The 25,106-nt window shown below is 67.1% G+C and carries 22 protein-coding genes and 3 pseudogenes; 13 read left to right on the top strand and 12 right to left on the bottom strand.

The window, feature by feature from the left end:
* Nucleotides 1-12: 12 nt before the first annotated feature.
* Nucleotides 13-1,206: a TetR/AcrR family transcriptional regulator gene (locus GKO32_RS21960; RefSeq protein WP_166459691.1), complete on the top strand. Its 1,194-nt coding sequence runs from the start codon at nt 13-15 to the stop codon at nt 1,204-1,206.
* A 123-nt stretch (nt 1,207-1,329) separates the two neighbouring features.
* Here the strand turns inward: GKO32_RS21960 and GKO32_RS21955 are convergent.
* Both GKO32_RS21955 and GKO32_RS21950 read right to left on the bottom strand, forming a co-directional pair.
* A pseudogene (locus tag GKO32_RS21955) lies at nt 1,330-1,710 on the bottom strand (4-hydroxy-2-oxovalerate aldolase family protein); the annotation flags it as partial.
* A 37-nt stretch (nt 1,711-1,747) separates the two neighbouring features.
* Nucleotides 1,748-2,362, bottom strand: coding sequence for a TetR/AcrR family transcriptional regulator (locus GKO32_RS21950; protein WP_154758761.1), 615 nt, complete (start codon nt 2,360-2,362; stop codon nt 1,748-1,750).
* A gap of 166 nt (nt 2,363-2,528) precedes the next feature.
* Here GKO32_RS21950 and GKO32_RS21945 point away from each other — a divergent pair, with 166 nt between their 5' ends.
* Entirely contained in the window at nt 2,529-3,539 is a 1,011-nt protein-coding gene (locus GKO32_RS21945; RefSeq protein WP_154758760.1) for an SMP-30/gluconolactonase/LRE family protein, read from the top strand.
* Between the two features lie 39 nt (nt 3,540-3,578).
* Here GKO32_RS21945 and GKO32_RS21940 read toward each other — a convergent pair whose 3' ends face one another.
* The 4 genes from GKO32_RS21940 to GKO32_RS21925 are packed head-to-tail and all read right to left on the bottom strand — an operon-like array spanning nt 3,579 to nt 8,597.
* A complete protein-coding gene (locus GKO32_RS21940; RefSeq protein ID WP_312868291.1) occupies nt 3,579-5,156 on the bottom strand; it encodes a benzoate-CoA ligase family protein in 1,578 nt (525 codons plus the stop codon).
* Complete coding sequence (locus GKO32_RS21935) at nt 5,149-5,889, bottom strand: nitroreductase family protein (RefSeq protein ID WP_154758758.1); 741 nt, start codon at nt 5,887-5,889, stop codon at nt 5,149-5,151. Before GKO32_RS21935 ends, GKO32_RS21940 begins: the two co-directional genes overlap by 8 nt.
* The gene (locus GKO32_RS21930; RefSeq protein WP_246244348.1) at nt 5,886-7,229 is read right to left on the bottom strand and encodes a salicylate synthase; all 1,344 of its coding nucleotides are present in this window, start codon (nt 7,227-7,229) and stop codon (nt 5,886-5,888) included. Before GKO32_RS21930 ends, GKO32_RS21935 begins: the two co-directional genes overlap by 4 nt.
* A gap of 18 nt (nt 7,230-7,247) precedes the next feature.
* Nucleotides 7,248-8,597: an FNR domain-containing protein gene (locus tag GKO32_RS21925; RefSeq protein WP_154758757.1), complete on the bottom strand. Its 1,350-nt coding sequence runs from the start codon at nt 8,595-8,597 to the stop codon at nt 7,248-7,250.
* Nucleotides 8,598-9,188: 591 nt separating this feature from the next.
* On the opposite strand from GKO32_RS21925, the gene GKO32_RS21920 reads away from it, so the two are divergent.
* The 6 genes and pseudogenes from GKO32_RS21920 to GKO32_RS39900 all read left to right on the top strand — a co-directional run bounded on the left by GKO32_RS21920 (nt 9,189) and on the right by GKO32_RS39900 (nt 13,253).
* Nucleotides 9,189-10,094, top strand: coding sequence for a mycofactocin-coupled SDR family oxidoreductase (locus tag GKO32_RS21920; RefSeq protein ID WP_154758756.1), 906 nt, complete (start codon nt 9,189-9,191; stop codon nt 10,092-10,094).
* The gene (locus GKO32_RS21915; protein ID WP_154758755.1) at nt 10,091-10,897 is read left to right on the top strand and encodes a mycofactocin-coupled SDR family oxidoreductase; all 807 of its coding nucleotides are present in this window, start codon (nt 10,091-10,093) and stop codon (nt 10,895-10,897) included. The genes GKO32_RS21920 and GKO32_RS21915 overlap by 4 nt, the downstream gene beginning before the upstream one ends.
* Nucleotides 10,898-10,923: 26 nt before the next feature.
* Nucleotides 10,924-12,312, top strand: a complete 1,389-nt coding sequence (locus tag GKO32_RS21910; protein ID WP_154758754.1) for an MFS transporter — start codon at nt 10,924-10,926, stop codon at nt 12,310-12,312.
* The gene (locus tag GKO32_RS21905; RefSeq protein WP_154758753.1) at nt 12,309-12,560 is read left to right on the top strand and encodes an AraC-like ligand-binding domain-containing protein; all 252 of its coding nucleotides are present in this window, start codon (nt 12,309-12,311) and stop codon (nt 12,558-12,560) included. Before GKO32_RS21910 ends, GKO32_RS21905 begins: the two co-directional genes overlap by 4 nt.
* A gap of 12 nt (nt 12,561-12,572) precedes the next feature.
* A pseudogene (locus GKO32_RS39905) lies at nt 12,573-12,836 on the top strand (AraC-like ligand-binding domain-containing protein); the annotation flags it as partial.
* Between the two features lie 3 nt (nt 12,837-12,839).
* A complete protein-coding gene (locus GKO32_RS39900) occupies nt 12,840-13,253 on the top strand; it encodes a helix-turn-helix domain-containing protein (protein WP_312868295.1) in 414 nt (137 codons plus the stop codon).
* On the opposite strand, the gene GKO32_RS21895 is transcribed toward GKO32_RS39900, so the two are convergent.
* The gene (locus GKO32_RS21895) at nt 13,225-14,658 is read right to left on the bottom strand and encodes an aldehyde dehydrogenase family protein (RefSeq protein ID WP_312868290.1); all 1,434 of its coding nucleotides are present in this window, start codon (nt 14,656-14,658) and stop codon (nt 13,225-13,227) included. The two genes, GKO32_RS39900 and GKO32_RS21895, sit on opposite strands and share 29 nt — an antisense overlap.
* Nucleotides 14,659-14,891: 233 nt before the next feature.
* Between GKO32_RS21895 and GKO32_RS21890 the strand changes: the two genes are divergently transcribed.
* Nucleotides 14,892-15,869, top strand: a complete 978-nt coding sequence (locus GKO32_RS21890; protein ID WP_154758751.1) for an AraC family transcriptional regulator — start codon at nt 14,892-14,894, stop codon at nt 15,867-15,869.
* Between the two features lies 1 nt (nt 15,870).
* On the opposite strand, the gene GKO32_RS21885 is transcribed toward GKO32_RS21890, so the two are convergent.
* From GKO32_RS21885 to GKO32_RS21875, 3 genes are read right to left on the bottom strand one after another with little or no spacing between them, the layout of a single operon-like run.
* Nucleotides 15,871-16,329: a hotdog family protein gene (locus GKO32_RS21885; protein ID WP_166459690.1), complete on the bottom strand. Its 459-nt coding sequence runs from the start codon at nt 16,327-16,329 to the stop codon at nt 15,871-15,873.
* A gap of 43 nt (nt 16,330-16,372) precedes the next feature.
* The gene (locus GKO32_RS21880; protein WP_154758749.1) at nt 16,373-17,131 is read right to left on the bottom strand and encodes a hypothetical protein; all 759 of its coding nucleotides are present in this window, start codon (nt 17,129-17,131) and stop codon (nt 16,373-16,375) included.
* Between the two features lie 13 nt (nt 17,132-17,144).
* Nucleotides 17,145-18,965 (bottom strand): NAD(P)/FAD-dependent oxidoreductase, encoded by a 1,821-nt coding sequence (locus GKO32_RS21875; protein ID WP_154758748.1) that lies wholly within the window; start codon nt 18,963-18,965, stop codon nt 17,145-17,147.
* A gap of 305 nt (nt 18,966-19,270) precedes the next feature.
* Here GKO32_RS21875 and GKO32_RS21870 point away from each other — a divergent pair, with 305 nt between their 5' ends.
* Nucleotides 19,271-20,422: an acyl-CoA dehydrogenase family protein gene (locus GKO32_RS21870; RefSeq protein WP_312868288.1), complete on the top strand. Its 1,152-nt coding sequence runs from the start codon at nt 19,271-19,273 to the stop codon at nt 20,420-20,422.
* Between the two features lie 72 nt (nt 20,423-20,494).
* Here the strand turns inward: GKO32_RS21870 and paaK are convergent, their stop codons facing one another.
* Nucleotides 20,495-21,841 carry a phenylacetate--CoA ligase PaaK gene (paaK, locus tag GKO32_RS21865; RefSeq protein WP_154758747.1) on the bottom strand — a complete coding sequence of 449 codons (1,347 nt, stop codon included), beginning with the start codon at nt 21,839-21,841 and terminating at the stop codon, nt 20,495-20,497.
* Entirely contained in the window at nt 21,838-23,460 is a 1,623-nt protein-coding gene (locus tag GKO32_RS21860; RefSeq protein ID WP_154758746.1) for a class I adenylate-forming enzyme family protein, read from the bottom strand. Before GKO32_RS21860 ends, paaK begins: the two co-directional genes overlap by 4 nt.
* 334 nt (nt 23,461-23,794) lie before the next feature.
* On the opposite strand from GKO32_RS21860, the gene GKO32_RS21855 reads away from it, so the two are divergent.
* From GKO32_RS21855 to GKO32_RS21845, 3 genes and pseudogenes are all read left to right on the top strand, one after another.
* The gene (locus GKO32_RS21855) at nt 23,795-24,055 is read left to right on the top strand and encodes a hypothetical protein (RefSeq protein ID WP_154758745.1); all 261 of its coding nucleotides are present in this window, start codon (nt 23,795-23,797) and stop codon (nt 24,053-24,055) included.
* Between the two features lie 34 nt (nt 24,056-24,089).
* A pseudogene (locus GKO32_RS21850) lies at nt 24,090-24,389 on the top strand (transposase); the annotation flags it as partial.
* Nucleotides 24,390-24,551: 162 nt separating this feature from the next.
* Nucleotides 24,552-25,049, top strand: a complete 498-nt coding sequence (locus tag GKO32_RS21845; protein ID WP_246244344.1) for a hypothetical protein — start codon at nt 24,552-24,554, stop codon at nt 25,047-25,049.
* Nucleotides 25,050-25,106: the final 57 nt, after the last annotated feature.

The raw sequence follows: 25,106 nt of genomic DNA, 5'->3' as shown, positions 1-25,106 counted from the left end.
GCCCTCGTGGCAATGCCGACCCCACCCGCCATGCCGGCGCGGCGGCGACGTCCGCGTAACCGCAGGGAGCAGATCCTGACCGTCGCCGCCTGCCGGTTCGGCGATCTCGGATACCACCGGGTTTCCATGGCGGACATCGCCGCAGCGGTCGACATCGGCGCCAGCGCGCTCTACCGGCATTTCCGTGGCAAGCAGGACCTTCTCGTGGCCGTCGTGGACGACACGCTGACTGAACTCGAAGGTCTCGTCGACGATCGCGCCGATGACCTCCCGGCGATCGTCGACGCGCTCGCGCATGCCGCACTGCGACGACGTCACTTCGGTGCGCTGTGGGACCGCGACCTCGCTTACCTGCCCGAGCGCGACCGGCACCGGCTCCAAAGCCGGATGCGGGCACTCGTCAGCCGGGTCGCCGACCTCGTGGCGGCGGATGCCGTTGGTCCGGCCGGCGAAGCAAGGCTGCGTGCCCACGCGCTCTGGGCGGTACTCGCAAGCCCATCCCGGCACCGGGTCGACCGGGACGCCGCACGGTTCGCCGAGTTGCTCGGCCAGGCGGCGATGGCGGCGGTGCGCGCGCCGTTGCCCACCGAACCGACGCTCGCCCCCCGGCAACTTCCCGGTGCCAAGCCCCAGTTGCCGGTCTCCCGCCGCGAGGCCATCCTGACGGCGGCCATCCGGCTGTTCGACCGGCAGGGCTACCCCACCGTGGGGCTCACCGACATCGGCGCCGCCGCGGGGATCGCCGGCCCCAGCATCTACAACCACTTCGCCAGCAAGACCGAAATCCTCAGCGCCGCCCTCGCGCGTGGCAACGAGGCCCTCTGGCTGGCGCTGCACCATGCCCTCACCACCGCCGACGGCGTCGAGGATGCACTCGAACAGACCATCGACAGCTACGTCACCTTCGCCGTGAACAATCCCGCCATGGTGTCCGTGCTCCTGTCCGAGGTGATCAACCTCCCCGCCGAGCAGCACGACACCTATCAACGTTCCCAGCAGGCCTACGTCAACGAGTGGGTCGCGCTGCTCGGCCGTTCCCAGCCACACCTGCCCGAACCGGAGGTTCGCCTCCTCGTCCACGCGGCCCTCGGAGTCACCAACGATCTCGTCCGGGTCCGCCTGTTGCAGGGGCGAGACCGGCTTCCGACCGAAATCGCCGCACTCGCCCGTGCCGTACTCGGGTTGGGGACGCTTTCTCAGTCATGATGCAGACGGTGCCATTGAGCTGCCTGGCGCCGGTTACGCGCTACGAGCGAACCGGCCGTATCCGCCTCCGCAGAACCGGAACTCGGCGCCGTGGCGATCCGGTGCGATCCGGTGCGGGCCGGCTCATCCCTGGCTCCCGGCGAGCTCGAGCGCCACGTCGATGATCATGTCCTCCTGTCCTCCGATGTACCCGCGTTCCGCGCAACGCCGCAGGATCTCCACCGCAGGGACCTTGTATCGCTCGGCCGCGTGCTCCACGTGGAGCTGGAAGGACGAGTACACGCCCAGCCAGCCCTGGGCGATGGCATTGCGGTCCATTTTCGGCCACCGCGGCAGATATGGCCGCACCACCTCCTCTGCGGCGGCGAGTGTTGCCGGCACATCCAGTCCGGTGTCCACGCCGAGCCGGTCGAATACGGTGGCCAGCACTTCGGTCGGGCTGTTGCCGGCGCCGGCCCCGAGGGCGCACAACGACCCGTCGATCGAGCGCGCACCGGCTTCGTAGAGTTGAGCCGGCGGGGCGTTTACTGGTCGACGGCGTTCAGGGCAGGGGGTTGAGCACGTCCTCCAGTGCCGCCCGCGCGCCGCGCAGGGCCAGACGGAGCTGGTCCGGTGTGCGGCGGACTTGGGCCAGCAAGAGGCCGCCTTGGATGGCGGCCATGGTGAGGTCGGCCAGTTCCGTCACGTCCGTATCCTGGCGCAGCTCGCCCGACTCCTGCATCCGGCGCAGTCCCGCGATGAGGGGGGCCTCCCAGCGGGCGAAGGCGTCTACGAACGCCTGTCGGGTGAGGTCGTCCCGGCCGCTGAGTTGACTGGCCAGCGAGCCTATCGCGCAGCCGCCCACAGCATCCTGGCGCGTCCCGTTGGCCACGATCGCGTCGAACCAGCGGTCGATGCCGGCCAGCGTGTTGACCTCCAGGAGCAGTGGTTCCTGCGCGGCCAACACCGTGTCCACAGTGGAATGAACCACGGCGCGGATGAGATCGTCCCGGTCGTCGAAGTAGTGGTAAAGCTGGCTGCGGCCGACCCCCGCGGCGCGTTCGACATCGTCCAGCGTCACCGCCGCGACGCCGCGCCGCTGAATGAGGTCTGCTGCCGAATCGAGGATGCGCTCTCGGGTCGCGCGGCCCCGCGCCGTGGTCGGTGTGTGTCCCACGAAGCCTCCTCCATGTTCTGTACCTCACAGTACAGAGTTTCTGTACTGTGAGGTACAGTCTGGAGCAGATTTTCTGTACTAAGCAATACAGTCCACGCTGGAATGACTCTGTGGTCCGGCCCAGCAGTGCGCCTCTCCGGCATTCCGCACGACCGAAGGGAAAATCATGGCCCCCTACCGACCCACCACCGGGCTGCGGCGGCGCGCCGTCACACTCGGCTTCGCTACCCTGTTTGCCGCGGTCGCTGCGGCCCCACCAGCCTTCCCGGCCACCACCGGGACTCACCCCGCCCACGTGGCCGGCACTTGCCTGGACGACGTGCACGTTCTCGCCCACTTCGACCGGGTCGCGGGCCAGGTCGCCGAGAGCATCGCCCCGGAACCCGGCGGCAGCGCGGTCATCGGCATGATCCGCGCTCGCCAGGTGGTGCGGGTCGCGTTGGACGGGGCCGTCCAGCTACTCGCCACGATGCCGCTACCTCCGGGCGGCGGCACCACAACCCCCATCGTCGGCACCCCCAATGTCACCGGGGTCGCCCGGTCGGACGGCGGCGACGTGTACTTCCTTTACTCCTCCGGGCAGGGCGGCCTGACCGGGATCTGGCAGCTCCGTCCTTCCGGCGAGTCCCGCCTCGTCGTGCCGCTGCCTGCCGACACCTTCCCCAATGCACTGGTCATCGACGGTAAGCAGCACCGCTTCCTGATCACCGACTCCGCCGGCGGGCGCATCTGGCAGGCCCCGTTGAGCGGCGGCGAGGCCTCCGTGTGGTCGGCGGACCCGGCTCTCGCGCCCGCTGGCTTCATCGGCGCCAACGGCCTCAAGATCCACGACGGCGCCGTGTGGGCGACCAACTCCGACCGCGGCACCATCGTCCGCATCCCGGTGACCCAGGACGGCGGCTCCGGCCGCGCCGAGGTCCGGGCCACCGGGCTCGAGGGCATCGACGACTTCGACTTCACCGGTCGGAGCACCGAGATCCTCGCCGCGATCAACGAAAGCAGCAAGCTTGTGCGCGTGAGCGCCGACGGCGCCCAAGAGACCCTGCTGGACGCCAAGAACGGCATGCAGGGAACCACCGCGGTCGTCGTTCGAGGAAACCAGGTTTACCTGACCAACGGCGCCAACCTGGCCGGTGACGACCCGAACCTGATGCTCGCGCAGCTGCGGCGCTGCTGACACGCCTCCGCGGGATGGGCCACCCCGAACGGCCGGCCACTAGGCCGGGACGGTGGTTTTCAGGCGCTCAGTCGCAGCCGTCCGCAGTGCGTGCCGCTGGAGCTTGCCGTTCGGGGTGATGGGCAGGGCATCGAACACGAGAACCTGCCGCGGTTGCTTGAACGCGGGAAGGGCGCTGCGACAGTGCGCAATAAGCGTCTCGGGGTCGATTTCCGTGTGCGGCGCAGACACCACACAGGCGACTGGCTTTTCGAGTCCGTCGGCGTTCGGAATTCCCACCACGGCGGCTTCCGCGACGGTGGGATGGCGCAGCAGATGGGCCTCGATCTCGGCCGGCGACACCCACAGTCCACCGCTTTTGATCATTTCCGTGGTACGGCCGAGAATGGTGAAGTTGCCCGAAGAATCCTGCCGGACAAGGTCACCGGTATTGACCCACTCGCCCTCGAAGACCTTCCGGGTGGCTGCGGTACGCGCCCAGTAACCGGTGGCCGCGGAGGGTGCCCTGACATGGAGTGTGCCCGGCTGCCCAGGCTCGGCGGGAGACCCGCCCTCGGAGACGACTTTCACGTCGTAGCCGGGCACCACACTGCCGACACTGTCCGCCTGGGCATGACCAGGGCGAGTGGAAAGAAAGACGTGCAATGTCTCGGTCATGCCAAGGCCATTGACCAGCTCCACGCCGAATCGCGACTGGAACCTGCGCTGAAGTTCGCCCGGCAGTCGCTCGCCTGCCGAGACCCCGAACCGTACTGATTCGAATGCGTCCGCGGGAATGCTCTCGTCACGAAGAAATGAAGCGTATACCGACGGGACACCGAAAAAGATGGTCGGCCGGTGTATCAGGAGCCGGTGCAGGAGGTTCTGCGGGGTGGGGCGCGCAGGGTCGAGGATCGTGGTTGCGCCCGCGCCCAGTGGCAGAAAGCACGAGTTGCCCAGACCATAGGCGAAGGACAGTTTCGACGCGGACAAGCAGCGGTCCGCCGGCTGGATCTCGAGCACCCCTTGGCCGTAGGCCTCGGCCACGAATCGGATGCTGCCATGCCGGTGCATCGCGGCCTTCGGGTTCCCGGTGGTTCCCGACGTGTACAACCACAGAGCCGGGGAGTCCTCAGTGGACTCGTCCGGCGGTCCGACCTCGTGGCCTTGGCTGACGAAGTCCTTCCAGAGCAAGATCCTGGCGGGGGCAGGAAGCTCGATTTCGGTGTCGCTCAAGATGATGACGGTGATCGGGCCGGTTGCGGCACTGCCGATCGCCTCCTTCACCTCGGCCGCATGTTTTTCGTCGGTGACCACGGCACGGGCCCGCGAGTCGGTGAGCAGCCTGCCCAGATCGTCACTCGTATACAGGGTCGAAACGGGCACCGGCACCGCGCCGTAGCGCATCGCCGACAGCAGAGCCACCAGCAAGTCAGGATGGTCGTCGGCGTAGAGCATGACCCGTTCTTCCGGCCGGAGCCCGGCCGACTGCCAGCCGGCCGATGCGGCCGCGATGGCCTGCGCGAGCTCGGCATAGGTCACGGACCTGTCCGGCCCCATGACCGCTACCCGCTCCCCGGCACCACGCCGGACATGGCGGTCGACCAGATACGTCGCGGCGTTCGATGGCTCAAGCACGGCAATCACCCGCCAGTGCCAGGTTCGTCTCGCCGGCCCAAGGGTTTCCCCACCGCTCGGCATAGGCGACCGCGTGCACCGGCTGCCGGCGAGTCTCGCCGAAGGGTGTCGCCGGCCAGCCCAGCGGTATCACCGCCGCCGGAACGACATCCGCGGGAATGCCGAGAATCGCGCGCAACTCCGCAGTGAGACTCGCATGATCGCTGTCCTCGAGCATGTCGAGGCTCTGAATCGTGGTCAATGTCGCCCCCAAACCGACCGCACGGGCAGCGAGCAGGAGATTCTGGATTGCGGGATAAATCGAGGCACCCCCGAAGAAATTGGCCGGATTTCGGGGGATGGGCACAAAGCAGGCGACGACGGCGACGGGGGCGCTGGCGAGGTGCTCGGTCAGTGCCAGGCCTTGGCGCATCTGGCGCATGTGCTCGGCAGCGGCGGCGCCCGCATCCGGGGAGGTGCGGATACGCGTGGCCATCACCTGCCAGCCTCGGCGGTACCAGCCGCCGAGCGTGGCCATCGTGCCCCGGTCCCGCACGACGACGAACCGCCACGGCTGACGGTTCTTGGCCGATCCCGCCTGGACGGTGTGCTCGAGCACGAAGTCGATGGTGGCCTGATCGACGTCTGCGGGCAGAAAGCGCCGCACCGAGCGCAGAGTACGCATGCAGTGCGACACCGCGTCGACAGCGGCACCAGGCAAGGCCTCCTGAGCCGGGGGCGGAGTGGGCGTCATCGAGTTCGCTCCTGCTCGTTCGGTGGCTTCGGGTTCAATCGGGGTACGAGATGGGGAGTGACGCTGCGGAACTTCTCGAACGTTTCCTCGTATTCCCGCTCAGGCTGGGAGGCGTTGACGATCCCGGCACCGGCTTGAAGCCACTGGGTGCCGTTCTCTTGGTAGATGCTGCGCAGGACCAGACCGGCATCGAGCGCGCCGTCATGTGACGCGGTCAGCACCGCCCCCGAATACAGCCCGCGCGGGTCCTTCTCGTTCCGCGCTATGTAGTCACAGGCTTCGCGTTTGGGGATGCCCGATGCGGCGACCGCGGGAAAGCACGCTTCCAGCGCATCCCAGCTGCTCGTCCGACCGGCGAGCTCACCGCGCACCAGCGAGGCGAGATGCTGCAGACTCCCTCGCTGCACGACCGACATCAGCTCGGTCACTGCCACCGAGCCCGGTACGCAGATATTCGAGAGTTCGTTGTAGGCGAGCTGGAGAGCGAGTGCATGCTCGTAAATTTCCTTGGAGTCGCTGAGAAGTTCGGCGCGCAGCCGGTTGTCCTCGTGCTCGCCGTTGCCGAACGACCGGGTCCCCGCGAGCGGCTGAGTGGACACCGCCCCTCCGGAGGAGACTTCGAGGATCGTCTCCGGGCAGAATCCCGCCGCCTTCCGGCCGCCGAGGTCGAGCAGGAACGACCGCGCCGGCGTATTGGCCTGCCGGCCGCGCAGATAAGTCTGCGGGAGATCGATCGGAACGGGCACAGGTACTCGCCGGGACAGGATGACTTTGTGGAATGCGCCGTCGCGGATTTCCCTGGTCGCGTTCGCGACGGCTCGTGGGTACCACTCGCTGGTCAGATCGACGTCTTCGGTGGCCGTCGCCGGGACCGGGTCGTCCGGCGGGTTCGCGAGCACATCCGCGATCCGCGCCCGCAGTAACTCGTCCGCACAGCTGATTGTGGCCCCGGCGGTGCCGATGCGTATCTCGGCTTCCGGGACGATCAAGTGGGCGAGTTCGCCCTGACCGGCATGCTGCTGCCGGCCGGTCAGGGCATGCGACATCTCGAAGGCCACCCAGCCGTAGACTGTCCACTCCGGAATGGGCAGCTCGCGAAGTACCTCGCCGAGACGGCCGAGTGGGCGGGACGAACCAGGCCACTCACGGACCTCGTGCCGGCACCGGACTTGAATCCGGTCGGCATTGACGCTGATCGTTGCGCGGCTTCCGCCGGCCACCGACCACGTTCCGTCCTTTTCGTACACGACGTATTCGTCGAACAATCCCGACGTGACCAGTGCCACGGCGGCTCGGGCGGGTCCCAGCTCGGACCGCGGCTCAGGCCGGTGCATCTGCATGCCCCCTCGTTCCGGAAGTCACGAATCCCACAACGCCCCGTTGGCCGCGATACCCCGGCTTTCCAGGCCATGGACCACGTCCCAGGTGACCTTTTTGTTTGCCACGCAGATGACTCCGTCGGCGCGGAAGTCGCGTGCTGCGCGATAGGCGAGCGCGACGACATCTGGTTTTCCCTGTGCAGCGGTGTCGACGATGAGCGCATCCGGAACCAGGCTGAGGATCTCGTCGACCAGGTCGTCGCCGTAGATCTGGCGAGGAGTGCGGGTGACCCACACCAAGGCCATGGGCCGGTCTCGGGGCCTGCTCACGAGGTGGGTCAGCGTGGGGCCGATCCCGCTACCGGTCGCGACGAACAGCACGCGATTGAACAGGCTCTCCACCGACGCCATGCCACGGATCGCGATCTGTTTCACCCAGAGCGTGTCCGGCGGGTTGTCGATCAACCGTGACGTCCAGTCCCCGGCGCGGGAGACCATGATGCGATAGCCCGCCCCCTGTTGCACGTCGATTCCGGCAAACGCATGCCATTCCTTCAACGGTGAGCGGCTGAGGAAGGCACTGGAACCATTGAAAGGGGTCCATCCGTAGTCGAAGCGAAGCAATGCGGCGTGGGAAGAAGGGCGGGATACCGACACCCTGACCTTGCGCAACCGTGTCCATGAAGACGCCACACTGGCGCTGCAGACCAGCAACACCCACAGCTGTGGAGTGCTCAGCAAGACCATCCAGACGGCTTGTCCGTCGCGCGGTTCCCAGCTTGACAGGAGCGTCTGCACCCAGAACAGAAGAAGGGAAAACCAGCCGGCAAAGCGGTGGCTGCGTTCGAACAAGTCATGCCACCGCCGCCGGATCGCAGGCAGTGCCAATACGACGATGGCCAGCAGCAATGCGGCCTGCACGTATGACACGAAAAGGACCGCGGTCAGGCGGGCTGGGAGCTGGTGCCCGGCAGCCTGCTTGGTGAGATCGACCGTGAAGAAGATGTACCAGATCATGGCGGAGATACCGGCGCCCACATGAAGGCCGCCCATGTGGTACACCTTGGCCGCCGCACCACGAATCCAGAGCGGCCAGCTGTCAGGCAGTCGTCGCGCCAGCGAAAATACGAAATTCCACACGCGTGGTTGCCTGATCAATACGGCAAGTGTGAGGTTGGCCAGCACAGCATCGGAAGCGGTGGCGTAGGTGCCGGACTGGACCAATACGAGCAGGTTGACCAGCAGGACCAGGGCGATCAGCCGGTTATAGGGAAATAGCAGAGGGTGCTTGGTGATGTTCCGCCAGGCAGTGGGCGTCGGTAGCGCAAGGTGTGCCGCCTGGGCACTTCTCGCAGGATCGCCCGCGGTGGTCGGCGTGCTGCTGGCCATCGTGTCAGATTTCGAGGGAAGGACTGGATACGGTCTTTATTTCCCGGTGGCGAGGAAACGAATGCCGAGAAGCTTGCTCGCTGGGTTGAAACGCTCGACAGTCGCCCATTGACCAAGACTTCATGAGTGCCCCCGCAGTTACCTATCCAGCCGTGATGTTCGCGATAACGCAACAATGACACCGGCGCGATTGACGCGGGACGAGCCGGGAGGATCGTCTCCTCAGAACTGCCCCAAAGGACCGCTCCACGCGGTTCGGCCGGCACGAGCGTCAGCTGGCAGCTTGCGCAGCTTGGCGAAGGCGCACAACGCGTCCTCTTCGGACAGTGCCCGATCGGTCGCCGGGACTGACCGAACGGAACGTTGTGAGCAGCGCGACGAGAGGTGCGTTGTGACCCGCCTACCTCAGCGCCATCTACCGCGCCCTGGGCTTCCGCGAGACCTGACTGGCAGGATCGTTCCGGAGGGCTGGCGCGCCGATTCAATGCGCGGCGCCGGTGCCGAACCGATCCTTACCGGGCGCACACCGCTGGACAGTCGCCGAGGCGCTCACCAGGCTCGGTCCGGCACGAGGTAAGGAAAGGTGAACCCATGGGGCGAGTTGATGGGAAGGTCGCGCTGATCACCGGCGCGGCCCGCGGCCAGGGCCGCTCGCACGCGGTACGCCTGGCCGGGGAGGGCGCGGACATCATCGCCGTGGACAGGTGCCGGCAGCTCGAGACGGTCCGGTATCCGATGGCCACGCCCGCGGACCTCGCGGAAACCGCACGGCTCGTCGAACAGCAGGGGAGGCGCGTGCTGGCCCGCGAAGCCGACGTGCGGGACCTTCCGCGGCTGCGCGAGGTCGTCGCGGAGGGGCTCGCCGGGTTCGGGCGGCTCGACATCGTCGTCGCCAACGCCGGGATCGGTGTGATCGCGCCGGTCTGGGAGATCACCGAGGACGAGTGGCGGGACATGTTCGACGTCAACCTGACCGGGGTGTGGAAGACGGTCACCGCGACGGTGCCGGCGTTGATCGAGCAGGGTGAGGGCGGCTCGATCATCCTCACCAGCTCGCTGTCGGGGCTGATCGCCGAGCCCAATCTTGCGCACTACACCGCCGCGAAGCACGGGGTCAACGGGCTGATGAAGGTGCTCGCCCAGGAACTGGCTCCGCATTTCATCCGGGTCAACTCGGTGAATCCGTGCACGGTGGACACTCCGATGATCCAGAACGAGACGATCAAAGACCTGTTCAACGGTGGCAGGCAAGGCGCCACCGAAGCGGACTTCCGGGCGGTGGCGACGGAGCTCAACGCGTTGCCGCTGCCCTGGATCGACGCGGCCGACGTGAGCAACGCCGTGGTGCACCTGGCCTGCGACGAGTCGCGGTATGTCACCGGGATCGTCCATGTCATCGACGCCGGCGCGCAGAGCCCGGCGAAGGTACCCGGCCGGACTTCTTTCGCGCGGAGCCCGGAGCACGACGACCTACGCCTGGAGAGGATCCCGAAATGACGAGCGAGGGCCGGCTGGCCGGGAAGATCGCGCTGATCACCGGGGCGGCGAGAGGGGTGGGCCGAGCGCACGCCGTCCGGTTCGCCGAGGAGGGCGCGGACATCATCGCGGTCGACGTATGCCGGGATCTCGACACCGTCCGTTATCCACTGTCCACTTCGGACGATTTGGCGCTCACCGCCAAACTGGTCGGCGAGCTGGGCCGGCGGGTGGCCACATACGAGGCGGACGTGCGGGTACTCAGCGAACTGGAAGCCGCTGTCGCGCACGGTGTTTCCGAGCTGGGGCGACTCGATATCGTGTGCGCCAACGCGGGTGTCATCGCCGGGCACGGCCTCACCTGGCAGCTGACCGAGCAGGAATGGCAGGACACGCACGACGTCAACGTCCGGGGCGTGTGGAACACGATCCGCGCGGTTCTGCCGGTGCTGCGCGACTCCGGCGGCGGCGCGGTGGTACTCACGGGATCCGTCGCGGCCTACCAGGCCGAGCTGGATCTCGCGCACCACACCTCCGCCGCGCACAGCCTCGACGGACTGATGAAGTCACTGGCCGTCGAGCTGGCACAGTTCGGTGTCCGGGTCAACAGCGTCAATCCCGGCCGGGTGCTGACCCCGCTGGCCGACAACGACGAACTGCGGCCGCTGTTCACGCTGTCCACCCACATCCTGCCGGTCTCGTGGCTGGACCCGGCAGACGTGAGCCACGCGGCCGTCTACCTCGCTTCGGACGAGTCCCGTCATGTCACCGGCACGTCGCTGCGCGTCGACGCCGGCGCCACCCACCCCTTCAAGCTCACCTGAGCCCCGGCCTGAGAACGGAGTCAACGATGACTGCGACCTACCAGGAAGTGATCGACAGCGCCCCACCATCACGGTTCCACAAGCGACTCGTCGTCGCCTGCTGCGGGGGCCCATTTCTCGACGGCTACATCATCAGCATCATCGGCGTCGCGCTCGTCGGCATCAGCGGCAGCCTCCTGCTGTCCAGTTCGGACAGCGGCATGGCCGGCGCCGCCGCACTCGTCGGGATCGGACTCGGCGCGCTCCTGTTCGGGGCACTGACCGACCGGATCGGCCGCGAGAAGATGTACGCCGTCGACCTCACCGTGCTCGTCGTCGGCTCCGTGCTCTGCGCACTGGTGAACGAGGCCTGGCAACTGATCGTGCTGCGGCTGATCCTGGGCCTGGCGATCGGGGCCGACCTGCCTATCGCGACCTCGCTGATGACCGAGTTCGCCCCCGCCAGGCGGCGCGGCATGATGCTCGGCTTCGCGGCCGTCGCCTGGGCCGCCGGTGGCGCGGCCGCCTATCTCGTCGGCTGGATCATGGTCGAACTTTCCGGCGGCTACGGCCTGTGGCGATGGATGCTCGCGAGCGGGGCGGTCTTCGCGCTGCTGGTCGTGGTGCTGCGGCGCAATGTGCCCGAATCTCCGCGCTGGCTCGCGAGCAAGGGCCGCATCACCCAGGCGCAGGCGGTGGTCCGGCGGATCTACGGTGTGGACGTCGACGAGGCCGGGTTCACGACGCGCTCGTCGGTGGCCGACACCGCCGTCAGCGGCCTCGGCGGCCTGCGGGTGCTGTTCCGTGGCGGCTATCTCAAACGCACGATCATGTGCACGGTGCTCTACATCGCGAACGTCACCCCGAACTATGCGATCTTCATCTTCGCCCCGGTGCTGCTGGCGAACTTCCACCTCTCCGGCGGTTCCCTCGACGTGCTGGGCGGGCTGGTGATCACGGTGCTCAGCATCGTCGGTGCCTTCCCGGCGCTGCGCTGGATCGAGACCGCGGGCCGGCGCAAGACCGCGCTCATCCCGCTGACCGTGACCCTGGTGCCCTTCGTGGCGCTGTGGCTCGTGCCCGAAGGCCCGGCATGGTTCGTGATCGTCGCGTTCAGCCTCTACGCGCTGACGATCGCCGGGCCCGGCATGCTGATCTGGTCCTACCCGAACGAGATCTTCCCGACCGAGGTGCGGGCCACCGCGCTCGGATTCATGGTCGCAGCGAGCCGGATCGGCGCCGTCGTCGGCACGTATCTGCTGCCCGTCGGGCTGGAGACGATCGGCGCGGGCAACGTCATGCTGATCGCGGCCATTCTGACCGCGGCCGCGATCGTCGTGTGTTACTTCTGGGCCCCGGAGACCCGTGGCCTGGCACTCGACGAGGCGGCCGGTTTCGGGCACGCCCGCGTGCGGAAGCCCGTTCGGGAATCGTGACCCAGGCGCGCACGGTCGAGCACTTCGAGGCGATGGCCTCGGCGGTATTCGCACCACTGCGGATCCGGCCGCTGGAACCCGGCCCCTTTGCGGCCGGGTTCCGCAGCGCGTCGGCCGGTGAGGTGGTGGTGTCCCGGATCCGGGGCCGTCCGTGCCGGGTGGGGCGGTTGCCGGCCCTCATCGGGGCGGGTGACCGTGAGCTGGTCAAGGTGACGGTGCAGACCGCGGGCAGCATGTGCGTCGAATAGGACGGCCGGACATGCCGGCTCGGCCCCGGCTCGCTGGCCGGCTACGTGACGGACCGGCCGTACGACCTCGTCCTCGAGGAACCGTACGACATCGTGGTCATCGGGATACCGCAGACGCTGCTCGGCGTGCACGCACACGCCTTGCGCGCCCGTACCGCGATCGCGGTCCCCGCGGCCACGGACACCCGGCGCCTGGTCCGGGGGTTCTTCAGCGGGATCGCCGAAACACTCGTCGCCGGCAGCCCTGCGGGCCGCCATCTCGCGGATGCGCTTGTCGCGATGGTGCGGTGGGAGCTGGCGGGGATTCCCATGGCATCGGCGGAGAACCTGGCCGACCGGGTCGAAGCGTATTGCCTGGCGGGGCTGGCCGACCCGGCGTTGTCCGTGGAGTCGGTCGCGCGGGCGCATCGCGTGTCGGTGCGCTATCTGCACAAGCTGTTCGAGTCACGCGAGCTGTCACTGGCCGCCTGGATCCGGCGGCAGCGGTTGACGCGGATCCGGCATGACCTCGCCGATCCGGCGTTCGAGGGCCGGACGGTCGCCGCGATCGCGGCACGCTGGGGCGTAACCGACGCGCGACATCTGAGCCGCGCCTTGAAGGCAGAGTTCGGGGTGACCGCGGCGGAGATTCGCCGGGCGGCGCGGAAGCCGCCCGGCGAAGTCGTCACGCCAGGCTCGTCCAGATGCTCTTGACCTCGGTGAACGCCTCGATGGCCGCCCAGCCCATCTCGCGGCCGAGTCCGGAGGACTTCATCCCGCCCCACGCGGCGGCCGCGTCGAGTGCGGGCGGGGTGTTGATCCACACCGTGCCCGCCTTGATCTCGTGTGCGAGCCGGTTCGCGGTGCCGATATCGCGGGTCCAGATGTAGGCCGCCAGCCCGTAGTCGGTGTCGTTCGCCTGTCCCGCGAGTTCCTCGGGATCGTCGTAGGGAAATACGGTCAGCACCGGGCCGAAGATCTCCTCGCGGGCGATGCGCATGTCCTGCGTGACACCGGCGAACACCGTGGGCCGGTAGAAGTATCCGCCGGCCAGTTCGCCGTCCGCGCGGCTGCCGCCGGTCACCAACTGCCCGCCATCGGCCTGGCCGATCCGCACGTACTCGTCGACCTGCTCCAGGTGCTCCAGCGAGACGAGGGGACCGAGCTGTGTACCGGGATCGAGGCCGGGGCCCAGTGTCATCGCCCCTGCGGCACTCGCCATCTTTTCCGCGAACTCGTCGGCCCTGGCGCGGTCCACGTAGAACCGCGTCGCCGCCGCACACACTTGGCCCGAGTTGAGCAGCCCGCTCATCAGGTTGCCTTCGAGCACCGTATCGAGGTCGGCGTCGGCGGCGATCACGCTCGGCGCCTTGCCGCCCAGCTCCAGCGACACCGTCTTCAGCGCGCGCCCGGCTTCCGCCGCGATCTCACGGCCCACCGCCGTGGAACCGGTGAACGAGATCTTGGCGACGTCCGGGTGCCGCACCAGCGCCCTGCCCACGTCCGGGCCACCGGTGACCACGTTGACCACCCCGGCCGGAATCCCGGCCTGCTCCAGCACTTCTGCGAGCAGGAGCGTGGTGAGGGGTGCCTGCTCGGCGGGCTTGAGCACGACGGTGTTCCCGGTCGCGAGCGCCGGCGCGAGCTTCCAGACCCCGATCATGAGCGGGAAGTTCCACGGGGTGATCAACGCGCATACCCCGACCGGTTCCCGCCGGGTCCGGTAGTCGAGCCCAGGCGCGGAAACCGGTGCCGTGACACCGGTGATCTTGGTTGTCCAGCCGGCGTAGTAGCGGAAATGCTCGACGGCGTTGGGCACGGAGAACCCGCCGCTGATCGCGAGCGGTTGGCCTTGGTCGATGGTCTCGAGCCGGGCGAACTCGTCGGCCCGCTGCTCCAGCAGATCCGCGACCTTCAGCAGCAACCGGGTCCGCTGCGCCGGCAGCATCGCGGTCCACTCGGCGAACGCGCCTTTGGCAGCGGCCACCGCGGTGTCCACATCGGACGGTGCGGCCTCCGGTAACTCGGCAAGAACCTCCCCGGTGGCCGGGTTACGGGTGACGAACGTGGCACCACTGCCGCCGTTCCACTTACCGCCGATGAACATTTCCGTACGCACGCGGACACTCCTTTGTGGTCACAACCGATGGTCCTCGGCGGAATGCTAGGCACGGCGAAAGTGCGGTGGTCTCCTTCAGACGCACGAATAGTCGCCAGTTCCGGCGCCCGGGACGATCGGTAGCGGTTCGCGATCGGCGTGCCTTGGCCGAGCGCGGAGCGCCAAGTAAAATGCATTGATTCTGAGGAAGAGCGCGAACCCGCGTTGCCGTGGCCCACGGGCAGGAGGTCACCATGAACTCGGACATCGAGACATTCACGGTGGACACCGTGGACCCCGGCGACCGGATCGATCGCTGGCAGGAGGTTCTCTCGACCACGCACGTACCGCAGACCGTGCATCCACTCGGGAACGCTTACCCTCGGCCATTCCGAGCGAGCCTACGACGCCGGCGGGTCGACGACATCGCGGTGATCGATGCGCGATCGGACGAGTTCCGGGGGAGACGCACCCATCGTGACATCAGCGCGCGCACCTCCAACTACGTAGAGCTGACGATCCCGCTGCACGGGCGGATGGCCGTCGGGATCGACGACAAGACCATCATCGCTCCCGGGGCGATGCTGTTGAGCAGGCACGACCGGCCATCGCAATACGAAATGCTGGAAAGGGTACGGCTGCGAACGGTCCTTATCCCGCAGGCCGCTCTGGGGTTTGCGGCCGGCACACTCTCCGCACCCCCGACAAGAGTGTTCATGAAGGCCGAGCCAAGCGTTCGACTACTCATCAGCCACATCGCGGCGCTACAGGCCGTGCCGACCCCGCTTTCCGGCTCCGCGGCGGCCGCCGCGCGCAACGCGGTTCTGGAGTTGCTGGTCGGCGCTGTGCGGTCCCAGGTGGCCGACGCCTCGACGACCGCCCTCGCTGCCCTCAGGTGCAGCATCGAGTGCTGGATCGACACCCGGCTCACTGCCGGTGTGCCCGACCAACAGGTCACGGCTGCGGCGGCGGCAGCGGCTCACAGCGTCTCCGTGCGAACCCTGCACCGGGCGTTTGCCGACGGCGAGACCTTCGGGTTCGTGGTCCGGAGTCGCCGAATAGAGCGGGCGAAGCGGGACCTGGTAGGCGAGCCCACGGCGACGATTCAGTCGATCGCCATCCGCTGGGGGTTCGCAGACGCGAGTCACTTCTGCCGAGCGTTCAAGGGCGTATACGGCGAAACACCGAGCGACTACCGGATCGCGGCCTCGGCCGGCTTCTCGAATTCTTGATTCAGGAGATCTCGACACCTCGGGGAAGGACGTATGACCACCAGTCGGCCACCAGCGCCGGGGTGTCGGTGCCCTCGACCGTGAAGGTGATCCTGCGAAGGACCTTGTAGCCGCTGCCCTTGGGCGTGACCTCGAGCGTTTCCAGTCTGGGCAGGATCACGTCGCCACGGTGCACCATGCGAATGAACCGGACCCTGTCGAGCCCGTAATTCAGAGCCCACATGTTGTCGGGATGGCCGTTCGCTGATCGTGCGACCGCGTCGAGCATCGAAAGCAAGTGGAACCCCTCGACGAGAGTCTCCGGAAACTCGGGGACGTAGCCATGGGGATAGGCCTTGTGGAGCCAAGTTCCTCGTTGGAAGTGGCTGCTGTCCTCATCATCCAGCGTAAACGGCTCCCCCTCCAAGACACTGCCCACGGTTGCGGGCAGGCTCTCGAAAGCCAGGCGCTCCTCTGCCATCTTTCCTCTTCCTTGGTGCGCTGAGATATGCGACATTCCGGGGTCAGTCCTCGAGATACAGCATCTGCAGTGCTGTTTCCACCGATATGGAGCGATATGTTTCGCGAATCCTTCCCTGCGCGGTCCGGTTGTTTTCATAGCGTTCTTCGGCCTGGCCGGCGTGGTGCATGACTTTCGCGTGCCGCTCGGCTGCGGCGGCAGACTGGCTCAGCATGGCCTGATAGGTCGACGGCCACCGCTCAGGATGCAGCGTCATCGTCGCGTTCGACTCGGCCCTCTGATCGCAACTGGTAAGCGCGATCGTCGACGCGTTCGTTCTGCCGGAAGGTGCGTAGGCATACGCGCTGACGATGCGGTCGATCGCCGATGCAGGCTCCTTCCAGACGTGCTCCAGTTCCCGGGGCGCGCGGTCCGGAACGAGGAGCCTCGTGACGCCGCGATCGTTGATCGCCCCGAGGACAGCGCGGTGGCCGGCAGTCACTTCGACCTCCTTGCGCGACGGAACGAAGTCGAAGGGGGCGAAATTTCCCCGGTATTCGCCGAAGTGGAACAGAAAGAAATCCGGGTAAGCCGGCTGCTCGCGACTGCGCCGTGCCTGCCGCTCGTCATAGAAGGCGGTGATCGCGAGCTGAATCAGCAAGGAGGCGCCGAGGGCGCCGAAGGGCCGGTCGACGACTATCCCGAGCCGGTCGAGTGGGCCCCAGCAGGGCAAGACATCATTGCGATCGGCCGGCGCGCCGTCGATTTCGATGGCGAACATTTCGGTCGACAGTTGTCGGGCTGTGTGCACGAGGGGATTCACCTCCGAAAGGTATTTACCGGCCGACGTCTTCCGACGAGATCGGGCGGTAGCACGTGGTGTCCACCTTTTCCCAGCGCGCCTTCAGCTGAAGGCCGAGGAAACGTGAGTAGTACCGGATATCCGCCAGGCCTCCGCCCGTCAGCCAGAAGTTTGGCTGCGGGGTCGGCGTCCAGCGGTTGCGATGCTCACCCAGCCAGGGCCCTGGATCCCGGTCCAGACCAGAACCGATGCCGTTGCACCTGCCGATGCGAGCCGCGATCTCGGCGGATGTGAGCCGCTCGATGACCGAACTCAGTGGCTTGTAGCCGGTGGCGAGGACCACCAGATCCGCTTCGATCTCGGTACCGTCGTCCAGGATTACCGAATGCGGCCGAAGCTCGGCAATGCTGCCGTGTCGCAGGCCGACCTCGCCCGAGGTGATCAGCTCGGTGGCACCCTCGTCGACATACCAGCCTGCTCCCCGGCGCAGCGCCTTGATGGCGATGCCGGCGCCGTCCTCGGCGAAGTCGAGTTTGAAGCCGACCGCCGCCAGCCGCTCGTAGTATCCGGCCTCGCGTTGCCTGATCCCGGCCCAGAGCTCCTTGTGCATTTCGGTGAGAATCCGAAGCGGATAAGAGGCGCGGATCAGGTCAGCCTGGTCGGTCGTCAGCCCGCCCGCAATGGCTTCCTCCGAGTAGAGGGCACCCAGCAAATCGTTCAACAAGACGCCAGACCGGACGATGTGCGTGGAGGAGCGCTGCACCATGGTCACCTGCGCGCCGTGCTCCCACAGATCTTGGCAGATGTCGTGACCGGAATTACTGGCGCCGATCACGACGCACTTGAGGCCCGTGTATGCAGCTCCGCTGGAATACTGGCTGGAGTGCATCAGATCGCCGGTGAACGACTGAGCACCGGGGACGTCGGGAGTGTGCGGTGCGCCGTGGTTACCGACCGCCAGAATCAGGTGCTTCGGCCGCAGTGTGGTAGCGACGCCGTCCCGAACAAGATCGACCGTCCACTCCTGAGCGGCGTTGTCGAACTCGGCCGCAACGCATTCCGTTCCGCCCCAGAAGTTGAGCTCCATGAGCGACGCGTAGGCCTCCAGGAAGTCCCCCATCTTGTCCTTGGGACAGAACACAGGCCAGTCATCCGGGTATGGCAGGTAAGGCATCGCGTTGTACCAGACGCCGTCGTGGAGGCAGAGACTCTCGTAACGCAGGCGCCACGCGTCCCCTGGCCGCTCGTGGCGATCGACGATCAGCGCCGGCACACCGAGTCGGCGGAGCGTGGCGCCGAGAGCAAGGCCGGCCTGGCCTCCGCCGACGATGAGGCAGAAGGGCTGAAGGTCGTAGCCCAGGCTTTGCGCTTCACGGCGCCGGCGCTCCTGCCAGCTGACTCGCCCACGCCGGGCTCCATGATCGGTCCCCGCGACACGGCGAGGCCCCGTTGCCTCCTCGAAACCCTTGAGCTCTACGGCGGTCGTGAGGAGGACCCACGCGAGTCCGTCTCGTAAACGCAGAATTCCCTCGCCTCTCAGCGCCGCTGTCTCGAAGGTGATTGATGCTTCGGTGACGTTGCCGGCCTGCCGCGCAGGCCCACTCATCGTCCATCGACGGGGGCGTACCCTCTCGACGGTCGCGTGCAGCATGTCGCCGATGGCCGCCTTACCCTCGAGCGTCGTGATGTTCCAGGTGAACGCAACGAGGTCTCGCCAGAAGCAATCCTCCGTGAAAAGGCTCAGGACGTCATTCACGCGTCCGGCGGTCAGCGCGGCCTCGAGGTCCGTCAGCCACGATTCGGCAACCGATGACGGGGTCGGCTGCCCGGGATCTGAAACCGCAGTCACTGTCATATTCACCTCGGGATGACGCAGGGGTACGAAGCGGCGATTCTGAGCTCTGTTACAGGGTGTGGCCGGACGGCGTAATGCCCATTGATCCGGCGCGCCAGATGAGAAGAACGAACGTGCCACGGTTGCTTCCTGACCGAATGGACGGTAAACAATTCGTCTTGGGGCGAGGATGTCAGCGATATGACGAGGAGTCTGAATGACGTTGTCGAACGGCTTGCGTGAATTGTGGGGCCAGGGCTTGCGGGTGGGTGCGGGAAGTGGCGCGGTTGGTGCGCTCTCGGCGTTGCTCGGGCGGGTGGCGTGACGTGGCCGAGGTACCCATCGACGACATCCTCGCCACCGTCCGGAGACTGGTCCGCGACCGGGTCGTGCCGGCCGAGGCGGAGATCGAAGAGACCGACGCGATTCCTGACGATCTGCGCCGGATGGCGAAGGAAATGGGGCTTTTCGGCTTCACGATCGACGAAAAGTACGGCGGTCTCGGGCTTTCCGTGGTCGATGAGGCGCGCGTGGTCATGGAGCTGGGTTACACGTCGCCGGCTTTCCGCTCGATGTTCGGCACCAACAACGGCATCGCGGGACACGTGTTGCTGCTCGGCGCCACTGACGAGCAGCGGGCCGAGTACCTGCCCAAACTCGCGTCGGGGGAGTGGACCGCGTCGTTCGCCCTGACCGAGCCCGAGGCCGGTTCGGACCCGAGTTCGATCCGCACGACCGCATACCGCACCGGTGACGGCTGGGTGATCGACGGCAGCAAGCGGTTCATCACGAACGCGCCGTTGGCCGACGTGTTCTTCGTATTCGCCCGCATCGGTGACGACGCCGGCGGGATCTCGACCTTCCTGGTCGAACGCGGCACGCCGGGCGTCACGGTCGGCCCGAAGGACCGCAAGATGGGACAGGCCGGGGCCTGGACGGCCGACGTCGGTTTCGATGGGGTGGTGGTCGGGCCGGACGCGCTGATCGGGGGAGAGCCGGGGCACGGCCTTTCGGTCGCGATGCGCTGCCTCGCGCACGGCCGGATCCACATCGGAGCCCTGTGCGTCGGCCTGGCCGAGCGGCTGGTCGACGAGTCGGTCGCCTACGCGACGTCGCGCACTCAGTCGGGTCGGCCGATCGCGGACTTCCAGCTCGTGCAAGGGCTCATCGCCGATTCCTACACCGATTATCTCGCCGCTCACGGAGTCGTGATGGAGGCCGCGCGCCGCTACGAGGCCGGGACCGACGTGCGGATCGCGCCCTCGGCGGCGAAGTATTTTGCCAGCGAAGCGGTGTTCCGTGTCGCAGACCGGGCGGTGCAGATCCACGGCGGTTCGGGCTACATGCGCGGCAACGCGGTGGAGCGGCTGTTCCGCGACGCCCGCCTGTTCCGGCTTTACGAAGGCACCAGCCAGATCCAGCAAGTGATCATCGCGCGTGAGCTGGGCCGCGCGGCACGGCGGCAGCCGAAGACCTGACGCCAGCACCAGTGTTCCCACGGAAGTGGCAGGCGCGGTAACCGCGGCGGGCAAAATAGAACCCGCGGGCCATCACGACCCCTGACGGCGGTCGATCACGCGGCGCAGCTTCCCGACCGATCGCTCGAGGGACTCCGGGGCGACGATCTCGACCCCGACGGAGACGCCGATGCCCTCCTTGACCCGGGTCATGATTTCGAGCGCGGCAGCGTGACGCTGAGTCGGGGTGGCGTCCGCGAGGCATTCCGCCAGGACTGTCATGTGGTCCATCCGGTCGCGCTTGGTGAGCTCGATCCGGAAATGCGGGGCCAATCCTTCGACGTCGAGTACGATTTCCTCGATCTGCGTGGGGAACACGTTCACACCACGCAGAATGATCAGGTCATCGCTGCGGCCCGTGACCTTTTCCATCCTGCGAAAGGCAGGCCGAGCGGTGCCGGGTCGTAGCGCGGTGAGGTCGCGGGTGCGGTAGCGGATAATCGGCATGGCTTGCTTGGTCAGCGAGGTGAAAACCAGTTCGCCGGTTTCGCCGTCGGGCACGACCTGCTCGTGCACCGGGTCGATGACCTCGGGGTAGAAGTGGTCCTCCCAGATGTGCAGGCCATCCTTGGTTTCCACACACTCCTGCGCAACGCCGGGCCCGATGACTTCCGACAGCCCGTAGATGTCGACGGCGTCGAGATCCAGGCGTTCTTCGATCTCGCGGCGCATCTGCTCGGTCCACGGTTCGGCGCCGAAAATGCCGGTCTTGAGTGAGCTGCGTCGGGGGTCGAGGCTTTGGCGCTCGAATTCGTCGAGCAGTGTCAACATGTAGGACGGGGTGACCATGATGATTTCTGGCCGGAAGTCCGTGATGATCTGCACCTGCCGGGCGGTCATGCCGCCGGAGGCGGGAATGACGGTGCAGCCGAGCTTTTCCGCGCCGTAGTGGGCACCGAGGCCTCCGGTGAACAGGCCGTACCCATAGGCGTTGTGCAGCTTGTGGCCGGGGCGACCACCCGCGGCGAAGATCGAGCGTGCCACGACCGTCGCCCAGGTGTCGATATCCTGCTCGGTGTAGCCGACGACGGTCGGTTTGCCGGTGGTGCCGCTGGAGGCGTGGATGCGCCGCACTTGCTGCGGTGGCACGGCGAACATGCCGAACGGGTAGTTCTCGCGCAGGTCCTGCTTTGTCGTGAACGGAAACTTCGCGAGATCAGACAGGTCACGGCAATCGTCTGGATGCACCCCGGCCTGGTCGAACTTCCTGCGGTAGCGCGGCACATTGGTGTATGCGTGCTGGAGTGTCCACTGTAGATGCTTCAGCTGGCGGGCACGCAGTTCGTCGGTGCTGAGCCGCTCATCGGGCGAAAGGTCGTCGATGGTGGGTGCGGCGCCGACCCGTCTGGTGTTCGGCACTTTGCTGTGCGCGGTGGTCATTCCTGGGGACTCCCGTTCTTCACACGCGGCGAGACCTCTTTCGCGGACTCGGTCAGGTGCGCTCCGTCGACGGCGAGAGCGGACTTCTGGATTCGCATGCTCGGTGTGCGGGGGAACGGTTCAGTCCGGTGTTCGAAGTAACGGGGTACCTTGAACGCGGACAGACGTTCCGCGCAGAATGCGGCAAGTTTTTCGGGTTCGAAGACCTGCCCCGCATGCAGTTCGACGTACGCCTTGATCTCCTCGCCCCACAACGGATCCTGTACGGGCACCACGGCACTATCCACAATGGACTCATGCTGTCGGAGTACGGCCTCGACTTCCTCCGGTGCGATGTTCTCCCCGCCGCGCCGGATGATCAGTTTCTTGCGGCCGAGGAAGTACACCACGCCGTTCTCGTCGCGCCGGACGACGTCGCCGGTGCGCAGCCAGCCGTCCTGAAGCACCTCCGCAGTGGCCTTGGGCCGGTTGAGGTAACCGCCCATCATGTCCGGGGTGCGCACGATCAGCTGACCGGTTCCCGGTCCGGCAATGTGGTCGCCGTTGTCGTCGATCAGTGCGATGTCCACGTCGGGGACCGGGATGCCGATGGCGCCGGTGCCGATGTAGTGCTCGCTCGCGGCGATGGGCATCGCGATCGCGGAGCCGCATTCGGACATGCCGTAACCCTCGACCCACGGGAAGCCGAACCGGTCGACCAGTTCGCGATGCCGGTCGGGCGGGACCCCGATCTGAGCGGCGAACCGCACCCGGTGCTGTCTGTCCTGTTCGGACGGTGGGGCGCTGAGCAGGAGGGTGGGGATCGCGCCGATGCCGAGGAAGGTGGTCACCCCGAACTCGCGCACCACCGGCCAGAACCGTGACACGCTGAACCGGCGCATGCTCACGAACCGTGCGCCCGAGCGCAGGCACGCCAGCCACAGCCAGATCGAGTCGCCGTAGTAGAACTGCAGAGGGTTGAGCAGGACGTCATCGGGGGCGTAGGGCAGGATGCGCAGCTTGAGATCGGCGTAGCGCAGGTACTGCCGCTGGTCGTGGACGCAGCCCTTGGGGGGACCGGTTGTGCCTGAGGTGTAGGTCAGGCCCGCCATATCGGACGCCGAGGCACCGGTGCCGGTCAGCGAGGCCGGTGCCAGGTCCCGTCCGAACTCCGCGAGACCGGATGGCTCGTCATCGGCCACGGTCACGACCCGTTCTGGGAGCAAGTCGCCCAGTACCGCCACCGCCTGTGGTTCGCAGACCGCGAGCACGGCGCCCGAATCCCGGACGACGTGGGCCGCGTCCGCGGGTCCGATCCGCGGGCTGAGCTTGACCGCGACTCCCCGCGCCGCCAGCACAGACAGCCACGCGACGAAGAACTCGGCACGGTTGCCGATCGCCAGCACCACCCGGTCGCCCGGCGTGATCCGGGTGCGCAAGTACGCGGTGAATCGTCGGCATTCCTCGAGCAGGGTCGCGCGGCTGACCGTCAGCCCGTCCTCGAAGGTGAGCGCCGGTGCGTGCGGGTCTCGTTCGAGCAGCGGCACCACGGCATCGGCCACGGGGACCGCCGGGAACTGGCTCCAGATCGGTGGAAGTGGTTCCGGCCAGCGCGGCACGACACGTTCGACGGCCTGCATGCTCCTCCTTGGCTACAACGATTTCCGTAGCCGACAGTGAACTCAGGCCCGTGCCGGACCGCATTGAACCTGCGTGCCAGTCCCTCGCACGCGGCCGCCAATCAGCAGAGTTCTTGAACCACGCCAGATCGACGTCGAACACGAATCCATTGTGCCTTGTTGCCGCTTACCTCCTCGGTCGCCATCTCGCCGATGATGACCGGCTTGCCCACTGTGGCGAGTTTCGCGTACCTGGACCGAAAACCCCGGTATGGAGCCAAAAGCGGCATGACATCGGCGGACTGGGGATCGTGATCAGGAGACCCTGCTCCCCACAAGCACCGACGGCCCGCCGATGAAGATCATCGACAGGCCGTCGGTGACCGCTGGCCGGGAGCCGAAACCTACTAACCGAACCGCCGGAAACACCGATCACGGGATAGACCCCGACCTGGAAATCAGCGAACTCCAGCACATTCAAGCCGTGATGGCCCGATTCCGCCGGAATCACGGACCCGAACTCACCCTCGACGAGATCCGAGAGATCAGCACCGTCATGACAGCCGTGCGCATCCTCATGCGTCGCTACACCCACGCGCTGCCCGCCGCCATTTAGCCGTGGATCCACGGGTCGATGGGTGACTCCAGGCAAAAGGGGGCGGAAAACTGGTCCCAGTCCGGTAGATCGGGCCCGGACAGGCTCGAAACACCATGTGATCACCGAGGGCGGCGGCCTCCCGCCGGCGGTGACGGTGGCGGGCGGCAACCGTCACGATGTCACCCAACTACTCCCGCTGATCGAGTCGATTCCGCCGGTACAGGGACGACGCGGGCGGCCCCGCCGCCGCCCCGACGAGCTCTACGCCGACCGCGCCCACGACTCCGACAAGCACCGAGACCTGGTGCGCGCGAAGGGGATCGATCCCCAGTTCGCCCGCAAAGGCACCGCGCCGAGGCGCCGCTGACCGACCTGGATCCACTGGCCGGACACGACGCCGAACTCGTCGGCCGCCGCGCCAACGACGACTGGCAGCTCGCCGCCGTCGCCGGACATGCCCAGGAGACGCCCGCTTGGGCCGCCGCGCTGGTGGACGCCACCACCGCCCGTCCCCGTGCTGATCGCCGTCGTGGACGACAGTGACACCGCACTGCTGCTGGCCGACAGCCCCGAAGGGCACCGGTGGATCACCGTGCTCAACGCCCCCGCCGACAGCGGGGGCCGCGCGGCGGTCGCCGACTCGAGGGCGATGACCGCGATCGCCGGGACGGCCGTCGCGTGGGCCGCCGAGGCCGGACACACCGTCACCGCCGAACCTGTGCTGGAGGCGTTGTGCGCGGCCGACCGCGACAACCGCGCGGCCGACAAGGCGTTCAGCGACGCCCTCGACGCAGGCGATTTCGCGGCAACGAACGAGGTTGTGCGTAACCAGATCTCGTTCATCGAGGTCTACGTCCTGCGGGTGCTGGGCGTGCTCGGGCGTTCGATGCCTGCTGCGGAGGCGGACTCCTTCACCACCAACGGCGGAACGTCGAGGGAATCGAGCGAAGTGGTTGTGGCCCAACGGGTTCGCCGTTGGGCCACAACCATAATCGCACGGTTGTCCAGCTAGTTCGTCGGTACAGGGGCAGCCGCCGCCTCCGCTTCCCACCCAGGGCGTTGGCGATCG

The sequence above is a fragment of the Amycolatopsis pithecellobii genome (genome assembly GCF_009707865.1).
Taxonomy (GTDB): Bacteria; Actinomycetota; Actinomycetes; order Mycobacteriales; family Pseudonocardiaceae; genus Amycolatopsis_E; species Amycolatopsis_E pithecellobii.
Note: the sequence above shows the minus strand (reverse complement) of the source record. Positions and strands in the feature narration are given on the sequence as shown.